This is a genomic window from Geothrix sp. SG200 (assembly GCF_022808935.1).
Taxonomy (GTDB): Bacteria; Acidobacteriota; Holophagae; order Holophagales; family Holophagaceae; genus Geothrix; species Geothrix alkalitolerans.
In genome coordinates this window covers 157,342-174,367 of the sequence record NZ_JAKZFR010000005.1, presented here as the reverse complement: position 1 = coordinate 174,367, position 17,026 = coordinate 157,342, and the positions used below count along the sequence as shown (strand labels likewise).

17 protein-coding genes are annotated in these 17,026 nt (G+C 68.6%); 6 read left to right on the top strand and 11 right to left on the bottom strand.

Annotated features, from left to right (window positions below):
* Positions 1–28: 28 nt before the first annotated feature.
* The 6 genes from ML539_RS11485 to ML539_RS11460 are packed head-to-tail and all read right to left on the bottom strand — an operon-like array spanning position 29 to position 3,180.
* On the bottom strand, positions 29–448 hold the full coding sequence (locus ML539_RS11485) for an arsenate reductase ArsC (protein WP_243324000.1): 420 nt from the start codon (positions 446–448) through the stop codon (positions 29–31).
* Between the two features lie 10 nt (positions 449–458).
* Complete coding sequence (locus tag ML539_RS11480) at positions 459–941, bottom strand: arsinothricin resistance N-acetyltransferase ArsN1 family B (RefSeq protein ID WP_243323998.1); 483 nt, start codon at positions 939–941, stop codon at positions 459–461.
* A complete protein-coding gene (locus ML539_RS11475) occupies positions 938–1,351 on the bottom strand; it encodes a rhodanese-like domain-containing protein (protein ID WP_243323996.1) in 414 nt (137 codons plus the stop codon). Before ML539_RS11475 ends, ML539_RS11480 begins: the two co-directional genes overlap by 4 nt.
* A gap of 3 nt (positions 1,352–1,354) precedes the next feature.
* Positions 1,355–2,449 carry an ACR3 family arsenite efflux transporter gene (gene arsB / locus ML539_RS11470; protein WP_243323993.1) on the bottom strand — a complete coding sequence of 365 codons (1,095 nt, stop codon included), beginning with the start codon at positions 2,447–2,449 and terminating at the stop codon, positions 1,355–1,357.
* 9 nt (positions 2,450–2,458) lie between these two features.
* Complete coding sequence (locus ML539_RS11465; RefSeq protein WP_243323991.1) at positions 2,459–2,794, bottom strand: hypothetical protein; 336 nt, start codon at positions 2,792–2,794, stop codon at positions 2,459–2,461.
* Positions 2,791–3,180: a metalloregulator ArsR/SmtB family transcription factor gene (locus ML539_RS11460; protein WP_243323988.1), complete on the bottom strand. Its 390-nt coding sequence runs from the start codon at positions 3,178–3,180 to the stop codon at positions 2,791–2,793. Before ML539_RS11460 ends, ML539_RS11465 begins: the two co-directional genes overlap by 4 nt.
* Positions 3,181–3,284: 104 nt before the next feature.
* Between ML539_RS11460 and ML539_RS11455 the strand changes: the two genes are divergently transcribed.
* Positions 3,285–4,772, top strand: coding sequence for a M20/M25/M40 family metallo-hydrolase (locus ML539_RS11455; protein ID WP_243323987.1), 1,488 nt, complete (start codon positions 3,285–3,287; stop codon positions 4,770–4,772).
* Here ML539_RS11455 and ML539_RS11450 read toward each other — a convergent pair whose 3' ends face one another.
* Genes ML539_RS11450 through ML539_RS11440 form a run of 3 tightly spaced genes read right to left on the bottom strand, consistent with a single transcriptional unit; the run spans position 4,773 to position 8,287 of the window.
* The gene (locus ML539_RS11450; protein WP_243323986.1) at positions 4,773–6,794 is read right to left on the bottom strand and encodes a cation:proton antiporter; all 2,022 of its coding nucleotides are present in this window, start codon (positions 6,792–6,794) and stop codon (positions 4,773–4,775) included. It lies immediately after the preceding gene.
* A gap of 4 nt (positions 6,795–6,798) precedes the next feature.
* Positions 6,799–7,842 (bottom strand): potassium channel protein, encoded by a 1,044-nt coding sequence (locus tag ML539_RS11445; protein ID WP_243323983.1) that lies wholly within the window; start codon positions 7,840–7,842, stop codon positions 6,799–6,801.
* A 1-nt stretch (position 7,843) separates the two neighbouring features.
* A complete protein-coding gene (locus ML539_RS11440; RefSeq protein ID WP_243323982.1) occupies positions 7,844–8,287 on the bottom strand; it encodes a PaaI family thioesterase in 444 nt (147 codons plus the stop codon).
* A gap of 98 nt (positions 8,288–8,385) precedes the next feature.
* Here ML539_RS11440 and ML539_RS11435 point away from each other — a divergent pair, with 98 nt between their 5' ends.
* Entirely contained in the window at positions 8,386–9,384 is a 999-nt protein-coding gene (locus ML539_RS11435) for a PstS family phosphate ABC transporter substrate-binding protein (protein ID WP_243323981.1), read from the top strand.
* Between the two features lie 28 nt (positions 9,385–9,412).
* Entirely contained in the window at positions 9,413–9,931 is a 519-nt protein-coding gene (locus tag ML539_RS11430; protein WP_243323980.1) for a hypothetical protein, read from the top strand.
* A 12-nt stretch (positions 9,932–9,943) separates the two neighbouring features.
* Here the strand turns inward: ML539_RS11430 and ML539_RS11425 are convergent, their stop codons facing one another.
* Positions 9,944–10,978 (bottom strand): Mrp/NBP35 family ATP-binding protein, encoded by a 1,035-nt coding sequence (locus ML539_RS11425; protein ID WP_243323979.1) that lies wholly within the window; start codon positions 10,976–10,978, stop codon positions 9,944–9,946.
* Positions 10,979–11,262: 284 nt separating this feature from the next.
* Here ML539_RS11425 and ML539_RS11420 point away from each other — a divergent pair, with 284 nt between their 5' ends.
* A complete protein-coding gene (locus ML539_RS11420; protein ID WP_243323978.1) occupies positions 11,263–13,353 on the top strand; it encodes a hypothetical protein in 2,091 nt (696 codons plus the stop codon).
* 30 nt (positions 13,354–13,383) lie between these two features.
* Here the strand turns inward: ML539_RS11420 and ppk1 are convergent, their stop codons facing one another.
* Complete coding sequence (ppk1, locus tag ML539_RS11415) at positions 13,384–15,507, bottom strand: polyphosphate kinase 1 (RefSeq protein WP_243323977.1); 2,124 nt, start codon at positions 15,505–15,507, stop codon at positions 13,384–13,386.
* 181 nt (positions 15,508–15,688) lie between these two features.
* Here ppk1 and ML539_RS11410 point away from each other — a divergent pair, with 181 nt between their 5' ends.
* The gene (locus tag ML539_RS11410; RefSeq protein ID WP_243323976.1) at positions 15,689–16,330 is read left to right on the top strand and encodes a 50S ribosomal protein L25; all 642 of its coding nucleotides are present in this window, start codon (positions 15,689–15,691) and stop codon (positions 16,328–16,330) included.
* A gap of 90 nt (positions 16,331–16,420) precedes the next feature.
* The gene (locus ML539_RS11405) at positions 16,421–17,014 is read left to right on the top strand and encodes a TetR/AcrR family transcriptional regulator (RefSeq protein ID WP_243323975.1); all 594 of its coding nucleotides are present in this window, start codon (positions 16,421–16,423) and stop codon (positions 17,012–17,014) included.
* Positions 17,015–17,026 lie beyond the last annotated feature (12 nt).

Here is a 17,026-nt window from a genome sequence, read left to right as displayed (position 1 = left end):
AAGGCCTAATTTCGATTTTTTTCGAAATTCATGAAATCCAGCCCCGATCACGGCCAAGGGCCTCCAGGCGGCCGGCGATCTCGTCCCGGGCGGCGCGGAAGCGGGCGCGCAGGTCCTCGGGCGTGAGCGCGGGATCGTCGCTGGCAGGATCCGGGATGGGCCAGTGCAGGCGCTCGGCCCGGCCCAGGAAGGCGGGGCAGACTTCCTCGGCGCAGAGGGTGATGACCAGGTCCACGGAGGTGGGGTCGATGTCCGACACGGGCTTCGAGGCGTGGGTCGAGGCATCGATGCCCCGCTCCGCCAGGGTCTCGATGGCGTAGGGGTTCACGCGGCTGGGCCGGCTGCCGGCGCTCTGGATGCGGAAGCCAGGGAACATCCGGCGCGCCAGGCCCTCGCCCAGCTGGGACCGGGCGCTGTTGGCCACACAGAGGAAGAGGATCGAGGTCATGCGGTCTCCGTCACAAGAGCAGCTCCCAGAAGCCCACGTCCACCCAGGCGCCGAACTTCCAGCCCGCCTCGGTCATGTGGCCCACCTTCCTGAAGCCGAGCTTCTCGTGCAATCGCACGCTGGGCGCGTTGGGCAGGCTTAGGCAGCCCAGGGCCGAGTGGAACCCCTGCTGCTTGAGCTCGTCCAGCAGCGCCTGGTAGAGCACCACGCCGCGGCCCCTCCCCTGGTGGCCCCGGTCCAGGTAGATGGTGGTCTCCACGGCGAAGCGGTAGGCGTGCCGCGTCCGCCAGGTGGAGCCGTAGGCGTAACCGAGCACGCGGCCGTCCTCCTCCCACACAAGCCAGGGGTAGGTGGCCGTCACCTTGGCGATGCGGGCGCCCATCTCCTCGGCGGTCACGGGCTGCTCCTCGAAGGTGATGAGGGTGTCCCGGACGTAGGGGTTGTAGATCTCGGCCAGGGCCGGGGCATCCGTGGGCAGGACGGGGCGGATCATCGGTGGCCTTTCCGGGGGCGCAGCACGCAGGGGCACTGGCCGTGGAGGAGCGCGGCGGCGTCGGTCGTCACGGGCCATCCCTCCTGGTCCCAGAGGAGCATGCCGCCGTTGAGGCAGGCCACCTGAGTGAAGCCGTGGTCGAGCAGCAGGTGGGCCGCTTCCTTGGTGTAGACGCCGGCGCTGTCCGCCAGGAGCAGGGGGCGGTCCCTGGGCAGCTCGGACAGCAGGCCGGCCAGCTCCTTATGGGGGATGCGGATGGTCTCGGGCACCTGGAAGGACTTCATCTCCGCCAGCTCATCGAGGCGGAGGTCCACCAGGACCGCGCCCTCGTTCAGCGCGGCCAGCGCGTCCTTCGGCGCCAGGAAGCGCAGCCCCGCGATCACCATGCCTTGGCCGTCGAAGGTGCCCATGGCCTACCTCTTGGCGGGGTCCACGGCGGGACAGCAACCGGCGCTGGCGACGTCCTCCGCGGCCTCGGGATACCACTTCCGCTTCAGCCAGAGGGCCACGTTGACCAGGCCGATGAGGGCGGGCACCTCCACCAGAGGGCCGATGACCGCGGCGAAGGCCGCGCCGTGGGCGATGCCGAAGGTGGCCACGGCCACGGCAATGGCGAGCTCGAAGTTGTTGCTCGCTGCCGTGAAGCTCAGCGTGGCGCTCTGGGGATAGGTGGCGCCGGCCTTCTTGGACAGCCAGAAGCTCACCAGGAACATCACAACGAAGTAGATGAGCAGGGGGATGGCAATGCGGATGACATCGAGGGGGAGCTTCACGATGGTGTCGCCCTTGAGGCTGAACATCACCACGATGGTGAAGAGCAGCGCCACGAGCGTCAGCGGGCTGATCTTCGGCACGAAGACCCGGTGGTACCAGTCCAGGCCCTTGAGCCTTCCGAGGACGAAGCGCGTGAGGAAGCCCGCGATGAAGGGAATGCCCAGGTAGATGAACACGCTCTCGGCGATCTGGCCGATGGTGATGGCCACGACCGCGCCCTGGAGGCCCAGCTTCGCGGGCAGCACCGTGGCGAAGAACCAGGCGTACACGCTGAAGAAGAGCACCTGGAAGATGGAGTTGAAGGCCACCAGGCCCGCGCAGTATTCGGTGTCACCTTTGGCCAGGTCGTTCCACACGATGACCATGGCGATGCAGCGGGCTAGGCCGATGAGGATGAGGCCCAGCATGTACTCGGGCCGGTCCCGCAGGAACAGGATGGCCAGGCCGAACATGAGCAGGGGCCCGATGATCCAGTTCTGGAGGAGCGACAGGCCCAGCACCTTCTTGTTCCGGAAGACCAGGTGCAGCTCCTCGTACTTCACCTTGGCCAGGGGCGGATACATCATCAGGATCAGGCCCGCGGCCAGGGGCACGCTGGTGGTGCCCACGTTCCAGGCGTTGATGGCGCGGTTGAAGCCGGGGACGGCGTAGCCCAGGGCCACGCCGAGCCCCATGGCCAGGAAGATCCACAGGGTGAGGAAGCGATCGAGGAAGGACAGCCGGCCCGCGGACATCGTCAACTCCTAGTGGCAGTCGCAGTCGTCGCCGCAGTCGCCCTTCTGGCCGCCGGCCTCCTCGCAGGCGCAGGCGCCGCCGCAGCAGCCGCCGGCGCTCTCGCCCACCAGGGTGGTCTGGGCCAGGGCCATGATCTGGGAGTGGGGATCGCCCTTCACGCGCAGGGCCATGTTCACGGCCTCGATCATGTCGTCCTTGGAGACGCCCAGCTCTTCCAGGCGGGAATGGTGGGCGCGGAAGGCGCGCTCGGCGTTGGACCCGATGGCGGCGCCCAGGGCGATGAGGTTGAGGGTGGTCTCGCTGAGGCCGGTGGTTTCGGTCTCGGTCTGAGGCTGGGAGGTCATGCGTGCTCCTGGAGGGTGCGTGAAGGGGGACAGGCGGCGGGATCGCAGGGATCGCACCGGAGGGCCCGAGCCTGGGCCCGGTCGCGGGAGAGCTCGGCTTCGGCGCCGGCCATGAGGGGCCAGAGGGCCTCCAGCAGGGGGCGGGCGGCGGCCTCGTCGGAGAGGGCCACGTGGACCCAGCGGCCCACCTTCCACTCGCGCACCAGGCCCGTCCGGCGCAGGCCGGTCAGGTGCTCGGAGACGGTGGAGGACGCCAGGCCCAGCACCTCGGCCACCTCGCAGACGCACAGCTCGCCCCCGTGCAGGAGCGCGAGGATGCGCAGGCGCACGGGGTGGGCCAGGACTTTGAGGGTGTCCACGAGTGGACGGAGGGGGTCGGAAGTCATTTCGCTATTTCCCGAAACATCCCCATGATAGCCCCTGGGCCGCATCTTGAAATGCCTCGTTTTTTGATGTTTGATGAATCCCGAGATCCCCTGCAGGAGTTCCCATGATGCGGCGTCCCTCCGCCCTGCCCTGGCTGGCCTTGGCCACCCTCCTCCGGGCCCAGGCCCCCTTCGCGCCCGCGCCCGCCCCTTCGCCGGTGCCCGTCCTGAAAGAATACTCCGCCACCCCGGCCGGCCGCCTGCTCCGGGAGATCCACGACCACGCGGAGGTGGTGGCCCGGGTGGAGCAGCTCTGCGACACCATCGGCCCCCGCCTCACGGGTTCCGAGAAGCTGCGCCAGGCTCAGGCCTGGGCCATGGCCGAGATGAAGAACCTGGGTGCCACGAACGTACACGAGGAGGCCTACGACTTCGGCCGGGCCTGGACCCGCGGCGCCGACTCCGCCCGCCTGCTCACCCACAGCGGCCTGCGCTTCCGGGTGGACCAGCAGGCCTGGACGCCGGCCACCGGCGGCCCGGTGCGGGGCGAGCTGATCCTGGTGGACGCCCGGAATCTGGCGGAGCTGCAGGCCTTCAAGGGGCAGCTCAAGGGGAAGATCCTCCTGCGCACCAACCCCGACGACAAGCGGCCTCCGCTGGCACGCCGAGGGGCGGATTTCGCGGCCTTCCAGGCCGAGCAGGCGGCCATGACCCAGTTCCTCCAGGACGAGGGCGCCCTGGCCGCCCTGACCCTGTCCGCGCGGAAGAACGGCCTGGGCTTCGCTTCCGGCGGTGCTGGCCGGGACCCGCAGAAGGCCGGGCTTCCCGCGGCCTATGTCCCCCAGGAGCCCTACAAGATGCTGCTGCGCCTCCTGGCCCGGAAGGAGCCGGTGAAGCTGGAGCTGACCCTCGGCGGCGCCTTCTCCAAGGCCCCCGTGCAGGCCTTCAACGTGGTGGGCGAGCTCAAGGGCACCGGGAAGCCCGACGAGGTGGTGATCCTCGGCGCCCACCTGGACAGCTGGGACCTGGGCACCGGCGCGACCGATAACGCCACGGGCAGCGCCATCGTCCTGGAGGCCCTGCGCGCCTTCCAGGCCTCGGGCCTGAAGCCCAGGCGCACGATCCGCTTCGTGCTCTTCAGCGGGGAGGAGCAGGGCCTGCTGGGCTCCCGCGCCTATGTGGAGGCCCACAAGGCCGAGCTGGACGCCATCCAGGCCGTGCTGGTCCACGACATGGGCACGGGCCTGGTGAAGGGCTTCACCCTGCAGGGCCGGGAGGACTGCCGCGGCCCCATGGCCCAGGCCATCGCGCCCCTCAACGACCTGGGCGTGAAGGACCTTTCGCTACGCGTCATGGGCAGCACGGACCACGCCCCCTTCGACCGGGCCGGCGTCCCCGCCTTCCCCGCCACCCAGGACCCGGCGGACTACTTCCTGGGCACCCACCACAGCCAGATGGACTTCCCGGACCACCTGATCCCGGACCAGCTCGTCCAGGGCACTCAGGCCATGGCCGTCACGGCCTGGGAGCTGGCGGAGCTGCCAGTCCGCCTGCCCCACGGCGTGAACCTGCGGCCGCCCGTGGGAGCCGTGAATCCGTCCGCTGCGCGCTGACTAGCCCCGCCCAGGATCCCGCCCCAGCAGGGCCTCGGCCCGATCCAGGGCCGGGGCCGGGCCGCTGAGAGCCAGCAAGTCGCCGGCCTGGAGGCGCGCGTCGGGCCGGGGCTCCAGCAGGTGGCCCTCCCGCAGCAGGGCCACGAGGGCCGCGCCCGAACCGCCCGGCAGATCCAGGTCTCCGAGGCTGCGGCCCAGCGAGGGGCACCGGGGCCCGATGCGGAGCGTGCGCCAGCCTCCGGCCGGAGCCGCGGAGGCCGCATCTGGATCGCCCCAGGGATCCCGGGCGTCCGCGCCCATCCAGTCGGCGCCGGCATCCAGGTCCCTCTGGAGGCCCCGGGCCCGCCGCCAGAGCAGCAGCGGAATCGCCAGGGCCGCGGCCGCACCCAGTGCCCCCAGGGAGGCCAGGGGGATGAGGGCCGAGACCGCCGCCAGCACGGGCAGGCCCGTGAGCAGCAGCACGCCGAGGCGCAGGCCCGTGCGGAAGGCGCGGCGCATGTCGGGGCGGCTGCCCAGGCCGCCGGGACCCGGCAGGTCCAGCAGGCGCTCGGCCAGGATCCGGGTGCGGCGCACCATGCGGCTCACCAGGAACCCCACCACGGCCACCGCCGCCAGCAGGACGACTCCCTGGGCCAGGGTGTGCCCCAGCGCGCCCCGCCCCTCGAGCCAGGTGGCGCCCAGCCGCATCACCCGCGGGGCGAGGACGCCCACCAGGCCGATGAGCACGGCATCCAGCAGCAGGCGCAGGAAGGTCCGCCGCGCCGCGGCCCCAGGGGCCTTGCGGAGGGCCGGGGCGCGCAGGGCGGCGGCCCAGGACTGGTAGAGGCCCAGATAAGTCTTCAGGGCCGCGGGCAGGTGCCGCTCCACGAACCGGGCCGCGGGTTCCCCCCCGCTGAGGAGCGCCGGCGTGGCCAGGGCCGTGGCGACGCCGATGGCCGCCAGCAGGGCGTAGCGGGAAGGGTCCACCACGCCCAGGCCGATGCCCGCGCTGAGGAGGATGAACCCGAACTCCCCCACCTGCCCCAGGGCGAGTCCCGCGCGCACGCCGAGGGCCAGGGGCAGGCCCGCCAGCGTGGCTCCCACGGTGACGGACAGCGCGTTCACGACGATGACCAGGGCGGTGAAGAGCAGCACCAGCGGCCAGTCGCGCGCCACCACGGCCGGTTCCATCAGCATGCCCACGGCCACGAAGAACATGGCGGCGAAGAGGTCCCGCAGGGGGTGGACCAGGTGCTCCACCTTGCGGCCCCGGCCCGACTCGCAGACCAGCATGCCCGCCACGAAGGCGCCCATGGCCACGGAGAAACCCGCCCAGGCCGCCAGCTGGGCCAGGCCGAAGCAGAGGGCCGCCGCCGCCACCAGCAGCACCTCGTCCCGCGCATGGTCCGCCACCCAGCGCACGGCGCGGGGCACCACCAGGCGGCCCAGGCCGATGAGCACGGCCAGGAAGGCGGCCAGCTTGAGCAGCGTGCCCGCGATGGCCCTGGCGCTGGGCCCGCCCAGGGAGGCCGCCGCCGTGAGCGCCGCCAGGAGCAGCACGGCGTGGAGGTCCTCCACCAGCAGGACGCCCAGGATCGTCTCCTTCAGCGGGCCCCGGATGCCCCGCTCGTCGAAGAGCTTGGCCAGGATCATGGTGGAGGCGATGGCGAGGCTGGCGCCGAAGAAGGCGCTCTCCAGGGGCGGCCACCCCAGCAGCCGCGCCGCAAGGAAGCCCACCACGAGCTGGGTCCCCACCTGCAGCGTGCCCGTGAGCAGGGCCTGGGGCCCGGCCTGCAGCAGCTTCGACAGGCTGAACTCCAGGCCGATGGTGAACATCAGCAGGATGACGCCCAGCTCGCCCATGAGGCGCACGTTGCCCAGGTCCGCGACCAGTGGCACGGGCACGTGGGGACCGACGATCATGCCCGCCAGGAGGTAGCCCAGGACCGCCGGCTGCTTCAGCTTCTGGAAGAGCACCGAGGTCAGCGCGGCGACGCCCAGCACCATGGCCAGGTCCAGCAGGAGGCGCGCGTGCCCCTCCATGGCCTCAGCCCTTGGCCAGCCGCGTGAGGGTCTCCAGCGCGTCCGCCGGGCCCATCACCAGCAGTTCGTCGCCGGTCTGGAACCGCTCTTCGCCGGAGGGATTGAACCGCAGGCCGGAGCCGGGATGCACGAGACCCACCAGGAGCGAGCCCGTGGCGTGGCGCAGCCGGGCCTCCCGCAGGGTCTGGCCCACCAGGGGCGAACCGGTGGCGATGGCGATGCGCTCCAGTCCGAGCTCCAGCTGCTCCTGCTGCAGCACGATGTCGAAGAAGCTCATCATCTCGGGCTTGAGCAGCAGGCCGGCCATGCGGCGGCCACCGATCTCGTAGGGGCTCACGATGTGGTCCGCGCCGGCGGCCTTGAGCTGGCGCTCGGTGCCCAGCTTGGCGCTGCGGGCCACGACGGGGAGGTCCGGGCGCATCTGCTTGACGGTGAGAGTGACCAGCACGTTGTCGGCGTCCGTGGTGAGCGCCGTAATGAGACCACGGGCCCGGCGGACGCCCGCGCGCTCCAGCACCATCTCCTCCATGGCGTTGCCGTAGAGGATCATCTCGCCGGCGAAACGCGGGCTGCGGCCCTTGGTCTCGTCCTGCTCGATGATGACGAAGGGGATGCCGGCCTTCTTCAGCTCCCAGGCGGCCTGGAATCCCATCTTCCCGAAGCCGCAGACGATGATGTGGTCCTTGAGGTCGTCCAGGCGCTTCTGCATGCGGCGCTCCATGATGTAGCCCTTGAGGTCCCCCTCCAGGAGCAGGGCGGTCAGGTTCGATACGGCGTAGGAAGCCGTGCCCAGGCCGATGATGAGATAGAAGATCGTGAAGAGCTTGGTCTGGGCGTTCACGTCGCCCAGCTCCCGGAAGCCCACGGTGAACAGGGTGGTGACGGCCATGTAGAGGCTGTCGAGGGCGTTGATGTGCGCCAGCTGATGGTAGCCGAGCCCCCCGCACACGATGACCGCCACCAGCAGGGCCAGGGTGTACTGCAGGCGCCTCAGGGGAACGGCCTGGCGCCCGTTCCGCTTCTCGGGGAATGGCGTCCCGGCCCTCACATCACCCTCCGAGACCGGCCTTGATGGCGAAGTTGGCGGTGCTGTGCGCCACCAGGTCCGGGCCGCAGGTGAGGCGGCAGGCGAGAATGCCGCTGCGGCCGGAGATCCGCACCACCTGGGCTTCCGCACGAACCTCGCCCCGGGCGGGCTCCAGGTAGCGGATGTGCAGATCGGAGGTGGCGAAGGGCATGGCGCCGTCGAAGGCCGTGCTGAGGGCGAGGGCGCTCACCATGTCGGCAATGGTGGCCAGCACCCCGCCGTTCACCGTGCCGCGGGTGCCGTTGATGACGGCCTTGGTGGGCGCCAGCACCATGACCGCCTGACCGGGCGTGACGGACTCGATGGTGAGCCCCCAGCCGCTGATGAGCGGCCAGGGGTGGAAGCGGTCGCGCAATCGCTCCAGGAGATCCGGCGCGAGGGTCTCAGGTATGTGCGGCTTGACCATGGTCCAGGATAGCTCCAATTGCCGAGGTCACGGCAATGGAGCCGGGGCTTCACGGCCGCGTCACGGCGCCATGGGGCAATGGTTTTGGAGGAATCCCCATGACCTTTCGCGCGATCGCACCCATCGTCCTTCTCGCCTTCGGCCTGGCGTGCCAGCCGCCCGGAACGGTCCCCGCGCTGGCGCCTCCCCCGGCCCCCCCGGCCCGGGAAGTGGCCTTGCCCGCCTACGCCGCGGAGCGGCCCGTATCGGGCGAGCTGAAGAGCGTGGGCTCGGATTCCATGGAACCGTTGATGGTGCTCTGGGGCGAGGACTTCAAGAAGGTCCACCCCCGGGTCGCCACGCAGTTCATCTGCAAGGGCTCGGCCACGGCCCCCAAGGCCCTCCTGGAAGGCAGCGCCATCATGGGCCAGATGAGCCGCGAGATGACCGACGCGGAGCTGGCGGCCTTCCAGGCCAAGTACGGTTACGCACCCACCCGCATCCCCGTGGCCGTGGACGCCCTGGTGGTCTACGTCAACGCCAACAATCCCATCAAGCAGCTCCGCATGGAGGAGATCGACGCCATCTTCTCCACCACCCGCAGGGGCGGCGCCCGGCGCGACATCCTGCGCTGGGGCGACCTGGGCCTCGGCGGCGACTGGAAGCAGCGGGACATCCAGGCCTACGGCCGGGACGAGAACTCCGGCACCAGGGCCTTCTTCCGCGAGCACGTGATGAAGAAGGGCGACTTCAAGCCCGGCGTGAAGGCCTTCATGGACCAGTTCGCCGTGGTGGAGGCGCCGGCGGTGGACGGCGGCGGCATCAGCTACGGCCCCCTCCAGTACGCCAACCGCATGGTGAAGGGCGTGCCCGTGGCCTCCTTCGGCAGCGACACCTTCGTGGAACCCACCCTGGAGACCATCCAGAAGGCCACCTACCCCCTAACCCGCTTCCTCTACCTCTACGTGAACAAGGCCCCGGGCCGGGCGCTCGATCCCACGGTGAAGGAGTTCCTCCACTTCGTCCTGTCCCGGGAGGGCCAGGCGGCGGTGGCCAGCTTCGGGGCCGTGTCCATCCCCGGGGACCTGGCGGGCATGGGCGTGGGCAAGCTGAACTGAGGTAGCCATGCCACTCCTGAGGCCACTGATGACGCCCCTGCTGATGCCGGTGATGCTCGGCGCCCTGTTCGAGGCCGGGCCGGAGCCCCTTCCCGCGCCGCCTCCCCACCGCACCGTTCTGCAGCTGCCGGCCATGCCCGCGGCGCGGGGAACCGCCGATCTGCGCCTCCAGGAGAACGGCTCGACGTACCCGGTGCCCGCAGGGCTCGAAGTGCCCCTGCGGATCGAAGGGGATCTCGCGGCGCCCCCGACGGATCCCGGCCGTACCCTGATCCACTTCAGCCTGGAGGCGCCGGTCTATGATGCGCGACGCCGCGCCCTGCTGCTGCCGGCCGGCACCCGCCTGGTGGGCCTGGTTCACCTGCTGCGCGGCGAGTACCGGTTCATGGCCTTCCAGTCCCTGACCCTCCCGGACGGCCGCAGCCTGGGGGCTCCGGAGGAAGGGTTCCGCCTGGGCCCGGGAGCCCAGCTCGACATCCATGACGGCGGCCGGGCCACGCTCACCGTGGCCCGGCCCCTCCGCGTCGAGGCCTTCGGGAAACCATAGAGCCTTGAGAGCCTAAAGCTTCAGCACGCCCTTGAGGGTCTCGGCCATGTCCTGGAAGACCTTCGTCTGGACACTGTGGGGATGCTCCGCCACAAATGGTTTGCCGCTGTCGCCGCCCTCGCGGATGGCCAGGTCGATGGGCACCTCGCCCAGGAAGGGCAGTTCCATGCGGATGGCGGCGGCCTTCACGCCGCCGTGGCCGAAGATCTGGGTCTCCTTCCCGCAGCCGGGGCAGATGAAGCTGCTCATGTTCTCAATGATGCCGAGCACGGGCACCTTCACCGTGCCGAACATGCCGATGGCCTTCTTCGCATCGAGGAAGGCCACGTCCTGGGGCGTGCTGACGATGATGGCGCCGTCCACCTGGGCGTTCTGGATGAGGGTGAGCTGCACGTCGCCGGTGCCGGGCGGCAGGTCGATGAGCAGCACGTCCAGGTCGCCCCAGGCCACGTCCTTCAGGAACTGCTGGAGGGCCTTGTTGAGCATGGCGCCGCGCCAGATGACGGGCCGGTCCTCCTCGATGAGCAGGCCCATGGACATGACCTTGATGCCGAACTTCTCGAGGGGCAGGATCTGGCCGTCCGGCGTGCCCAGGGGCGAGTCCTTCAGGCCCAGCATCATGGGGATGGAGGGGCCGTAGATGTCGGAATCCAGAAGGCCCACCCTGAGGCCTTCCTGGGCCAGGGCGATGGCGAGGTTGGCCGTGACCGTGCTCTTGCCCACGCCGCCCTTGCCCGAGCCCACCACCACGCAACGCTTGATGCCGGGGATGAGGTTCTTGAACTCCACCTGGGCCGTCTTCTCCCAGCCGATCTCGATGTCCGCCGCCGCGACGCCCGGCTGGTTGAGGATGATCTCCTCCAGCGCCTGCTTGATGACCGCCACGCGGTCCCGGTAGGCCTCCATGAGCTGGAGCAGCACCGTCACCTTGCCCTCGGTGACATCGATGCCCTTCACGGCCTTCAGGTTCGTGAGCGTGGCGGTGGTCCCGGGAACGACATAGGCATTCAGGGCTTCGAACAGGGCGGCGCGGCTGATCTTCGTCATGCGTGTCTCCAGCCCGACAGTGTGCCACGAGAGAATTGTGCCGCAGCAGGTGGGATCCAAGGGGACTCGGAAGAAGGCCACGTATCGACTTCGAGGGGCCCGGCATCGGGTCCCACCCCCGAAAAGCCCCTGACCGAAATCCGGAAGCCACCCTCTAAAGGCCCTGCTATTCTCGGATCAAAAAATAGCCCAGGGTCAGGATTGTCGCCGGCATTCCTTTGGGACCTTCTACATCCCTCACCCCAGTCACACGTGCAAGCATCCTTCCATTCGCGAGGCAGATGATGTTTTCGCTCGACAACCACAAGGCCATTTTTCTCTTCCTGATCCTTGGGCTGTCTGCGGCCTGTGGTGGCGGGGGAGGAGGCGGGACGGCCTCTCCAGCGCCTTCCACCACCTCTGGACCACCAGTGAATGTGCGCGCCTCGGCGGACCCCGCCGGATCGGTCCTCGTCACCTGGGAAGCCCCCGTCAGCGGAGCCGATGGGTATGACGTTCAGGCACGGGTGGCTCCCGCTGACTTCCGCACGGTGAATCCGACCACCATTGCCGCCACCGGCAAATTCCTGTCTTTCCCGACGACCCTCGATGCCCTGAACGTCCCGGAGCTTTCAACGATCGAGTTCCGAGTCCTGGGCTATAAAGGCACCCTGCCTCCAGGCATCAGCACAGTCGCCTCGACCAGTGCGCCCCTGCTCCGGCCCGAGTTGGCCCTGGCGACCTCTGAGGATGGGGTGGAACGGCTCACGCTGACCAACCACAGCAAGGTCGCCGATCATCTCCACGTGGACCGCCTGCACTCGTTCGACCTCAACCTGCTGATCTGGAATACCACGTCGATGGGCGATTTTCCTGTCGGAACGACATCCATCGTGGATGACGCACCTCCAGAGGGATCGGTCGTGTATTACACCGCCACCTACAGCAAGGGCAGTGCAACTGCTTCCAACACCTCGAACAAGTGCTCCGCCGCCTTCCGTCCTCCCAGTGACTTGGCAGCGACCGTGGCGGGCCAGTCCATCTCCCTATCCTGGAACAACCATAGTGCCGCTGCCACCAAGATCGTGGTCCTGCGCAGCGCCGGTCTGAATGCCTCGGGTGCCGGCCTCGAGGTGGCGACCCTCTTCCCATCGACCCAGACCTGGACTGACACCGTACCCGCGCCGGGCTACTACACCTATTCTCTGGAGGCCCGGACGAGCCTGTGGGCAAGCGCCATGGCCATCCCGGTCATGGCTGGCACACTGCCTCCCGCCAACGGATTGTCCCTGATCTCGAGCATCCAGCAAATGCCCGTGGCCCGCCAAGCCCTGAGGGGAGACTCGGGGGCATGGTATTTCGCCCAGGAGATGCATGACGGACACCCCTCGATCTACCTGCCCGTGAACAACGCCTGGAACACCGCCACGCCCAGCGGCGCTGACCAGCTGATCGCCCCCTATCTGGCGCTCGATGCCAAGGAGCATCCCCACACAATCTTCCGCACAGGCGCACCAGGAACCAATCCACAGAGCCTCCTCCGCGGGTGGCATGACGGCAACGCCTGGCAGACAGAAGCCATCGCCCAGCGGGACATCAATGCTTCTTTCACCCCAGGCGTAGCCTGGAGGCTGGACAGCGCCGGAATTCCACGCCTCATCTGGGCCGTGGGTGACTACACCCAACCACAGGCCCTGGAGTTTGCTTTCCGGGGGACTGACGGCACCTGGTCCATCGAGCCCGTGAACCTGCCCCAGACTGCACAGAGCTTCAGTGGAAGATCCTTTCAGCTCTTCCTCGATGCGACCGACACGCCCCACCTCCTGGTCGATGACATCTTCACCGTCTATCACGGGGTCCGAACAGGAGCGGGGACCTGGGCCTGGGACAACCTCGGAGACCTTGGGCAGGGTCGGTTTTTCAAGCTGCCCAATGATGCAGGTTTTGGGGACGGTCCGGGTGATTTCACCCTCTTCCTGCTGAGGGTCGCCGCGGGAACCTTTGACGACGAACTCGTCCTCCTGAGCAGAATCTCCGGGACATGGCAGAACGTGGATCCGGTATTCCACCCAGCCTACGACTCGCTTTCCTTCACCTGGGCGAAGAGCCCGGCGGGGGATCGCCTGGCCTTTTTCAATGGCAGCAATGAAGGCACCAGGGTCGTGCTCGGAACCAAGGGGAATTGGACGGCGCACCTCCTGGATGCCAACCCTGGTTCCAACGCCTTTCCGGCCTTTGATCCCTACGGCCACTTCCATCTGCTCTGCCAGGTCAGCCAGGCCGCAATCGGAATGCAGGTGGTTTCTCTGAATGTCCTGTATGACGAACAGGTCGGAACCCCGCTGGCTCCACTTCCGCCCCCTCCCACCGTCAGCCTCCAGGGCCTTGGGAAGTAGGTACTCCTAACCATCGAATGGAAATCGGCATCAGGCCTCGGGCGGCAGCTTCCGAGTCACGGCCCCCACGCCGCTGGCCAGGAGGGAGTGCTCGTAGATCCGCAATTGGCTTCGCAGCGGAGGATCCTGCTCGTCGAGGCCCCTGCGGAGCACGTCGCCGTCGGGGCCCAGTACCCGCCCCTTGAGCGTGTCATGGAGCTGCAGGTCCAGCATCTCCACCACCTGGGCGGCCAGCTGGGGATCCACCAGGGGGAAGGCCAGTTCCACGCGGCGATCCAGGTTGCGGGGCATGAGGTCGGCGCTGGCGAGGAGGGTCTCGGGCTGTCCGTCGTTGGCGAAGTGGTAGACCCGGGCGTGTTCCAGGAAGCGGTCGAGGATGGACAGGGCGCGGATGTTCTCCGACAGGCCCGGCGCGCCGGGCCGCAGGCAGCAGGTGCCCCGCACGATGAGGTCGACCTTCACGCCTTCGCGGCTGGCCTCGTAGAGCAGCTGGATGAGCTGCGGGTCCACCAGGGCGTTCATCTTGAGCACCATCCGCGCCGGGCGCTGCTTCCGCGCGTGGCCGATCTCCCGCTGGATGCGCTCCTTAAGCGCCTTCTTCAGGTGCTGGGGCGCCAGGAGGATCTGGTTGAACTTCGGGGGGCGGGTGTAGCCCGTGAGCATGTTGAAGAGGTTGGAGAGATCCTCGCCGAACTCCGGCCGGGCGGTGAAGAGGCCCAGGTCCGAGTAGAGGCGGCTGGTCCGCTCGTTGTAGTTGCCCGTGCCCAGGTGGCAGTAGCGCTGGATGCCGGCGGCCTCCTGGCGCACCACCAGGCAGGCCTTGCAGTGGATCTTGTGGTTGGGCAGGCCGTAGACCACGTGGACGCCGGTCTTCTCCAGGCGCCGGGCCCAGGCGATGTTGGCGGCTTCGTCGAAGCGGGCCCGCAGCTCCACGATGGCGGCCACCTGCTTGCCCCGCTCCGCCGCGCGCTCCAGGGCCGCGGCCACGGGGCTGTTGGCCGTCACCCGGTAGAGCGTCATCTTGATGGCGAGGACCTTGGGATCCTCGGCGGCCTCGCGCACGAAGCGCACCACGCTGTCGTCGAAGCTCTGGTAGGGATGGTGGAGGAGGATGTCGTTCTTGGCGATGGCGTCGAAGACGCTGCCCGCCTGGTCCAGCTGGGGCACGGGCAGGGGCGGCAGCGGCGAGTCCTTGAGGTGGGGCAGGTCCAGCTGGACGTAGAGCTGCATGAGGTCCGAGAAGGCCGTGAGGCCCGAACTCGGGTAGAGGTCCTCGGGGCTCAGCTCCATCTCCTCGATGAGCAGGTCCAGTACCTTGGCCGACAGGCCATGCTCGTATTGGAGGCGCACCACGGCGCCCCGGCGCCGATCGCGCAGGCTCTCCTCCACGGTCTTGAGCAGGTCCTCGGAGGGATCCTCCTCCACCGGCTGGTCCGAGTCGCGGGTGACGCGGATGGCGTGGCAGCACTTCACCGCATAGCCCAGGAAGAGGCGGGCCAGGTGATGGCGGACCACGTCCTCGAGCATGACGAAGGCGTGGGTGTCCGCCGCCGAGGGCACACGGAGGAAGCGGGAGGCGAGGCCCGTGGGCACGTGGATGAAGGACAGCTCCGAGGCCGGCAGGTCCCCGTCCAGCAGGTCCTCGTCCGGCACTAGCTCCACCACCAGCACCAGGGCCCGGTTGCCCAGGCGGGGGAAGGGGTGGCCCGTGTCCACGGCCAGAGGCGTGATGAGGGGCAGGATGCTGCGCTCGAAGTAGTCGAGGACAAAGGCCTCCTGCACTCCATCCAGGTCCTTCGGGTCGAGGATGCGGATGCCTGAGGCCTCCAGCTGGGGCTCGAGGATGGCGTGGAAGAGCTCGTGCTGCCGGGCGGAGTAGGCGTGGATCCGCCCCGCCACCCGCTCCAGCAGCTGGCGGGGCGTGAGACCGTCCGGGCCGGGCTGGGTGATCCCCGCGTCGATCTGGCGCCAGATGCCCGCCACCCGCACCATGAAGAACTCGTCCCAGTTGTTCGATACGATGCCGAGGAACTTCACCCGCTCCAGCAGCGGCACCGAGGGATCCTCCGCCTCCTCCATGACCCGGGCATTGAAGTCCAGCCAGCTCAGCTCGCGGTTGAGCAGTTCCTCGGGACGGGGGATGGGGTGGAACATGGAAGCAGGATAATCCCGGCCTGTGACGGCCGTGTGTCGGGCCGCGGGGAATATCCCCTTTGGTTCCGGGGCTTTTTCAGGCAGAATCGGTGGTTCGGCCCTCCATGGGGAGGCGCCGACCGGTCCGCCCGGACCCACCCCAACGAGAGGGCGGCAGCCAGCCGCCAGGTAGGAGGAAGACATGTCCCAGGAAGTCCTGGTCGTCCCCAAGCGCGAGACCTTCGGCAAGGCCGCCATTCGCGATCTCAAGAAGAACGGCATGATCCCCGCCGTGGTCTATGGCCTGAACGAGGCGCCCATCGCCATCGCCATCAGCCCCAAGGCCGTGGCCCGCGTGCTGGCCAGCGACGCCGGCATGAACTCCGTGATGTTCCTCCAGCGCGAGGGCACGGACATCAAGCGCCACGTCATCATCAAGGACCTGCAGCGCGACCCCGTCACCGGCCGCCTCCGCCATGTCGACTTCATGCGCGTGGACATGACCCACAAGGTGCGCGTGAAGGTGCCCGTGCGCCTCATCGGCACCTCCATCGGCGTGAAGAGCATGGGCGGCATCCTCGACTTCGCCCACCGGGAGATCGAGCTCGAGTGCCTGCCCAGCATCATCCCCGCCCACATCGATGTGGACGTGACCAACCTGGCCGTGGGTGACAGCATCCGCTTCGAGCAGATTGCCCTCATGCCCAACGTGGCCTTCGTGGGCGACGCCCACCAGACGGTCTGCTCCGTCCGCGGCAAGGCCGCCGAGGAAGAGGAAGCCGCCGCGCCGGCCGCCGCCGAGCCCGAAGTGGCCAAGAAGGGCAAGAAGGAAGAGAAGAAGTAGCTGTCAGCGATCAGCTGCTGGAAAACGGGCGCCACTTGGCGCTCGTTTTTTTGAGGTTGACAAAAGTAAGTACTTACTTACACTCGAGACATGGCTGGATCGGCTCTGGAACTCACCTCTAAGCGCGTAGAAATTACGGATGCGGCACTCCGAATCATCGAGACTCGGGGCATCGCGGCCTTGACCACCAGCGCCCTGGCGGCCGAGCTGGGCGTGAGCAGCGGCGCCCCCTTCCGCCACTTCGCGAACCGCGACGAGATCCTCGAGGCCGTGGTCCTGCGGGTGGAGGAACTGATCCTCGGCACCTTCCCCCCGGAGACCGATCCGCCCCTGGAGCGCCTCCTGGCCCTGCTTCGGGCCCGGGCGAGGGTGGTGGGCGGCCATCGGGGCATCGGCCGGCTGATGTTCTCCGAGCAGTTCGCCCTGGCCCTGCCGGCCGCCGCCGCCGAGCGGCTCCGCTCCGTGGTCGTGCGGACCAGGGCCTTCCTTCAGGCCGCCCTCGAGGAGGGGCAGCGGGAAGGTGTCATCCGCAGCGATCTCACGGCGGGGGCCCTGCTGGCCGTGGTCTTCGGAATGCTCATGCAACTCGTGCACGCCCAAGCCGCCGGCCAGGGCCGAGCCCAGGACACCGATGAAACCTGCGCCACCCTTCTGGCGCTACTGCAACCACCGCCAGCCCCCTGAGCCGGCGGCTTC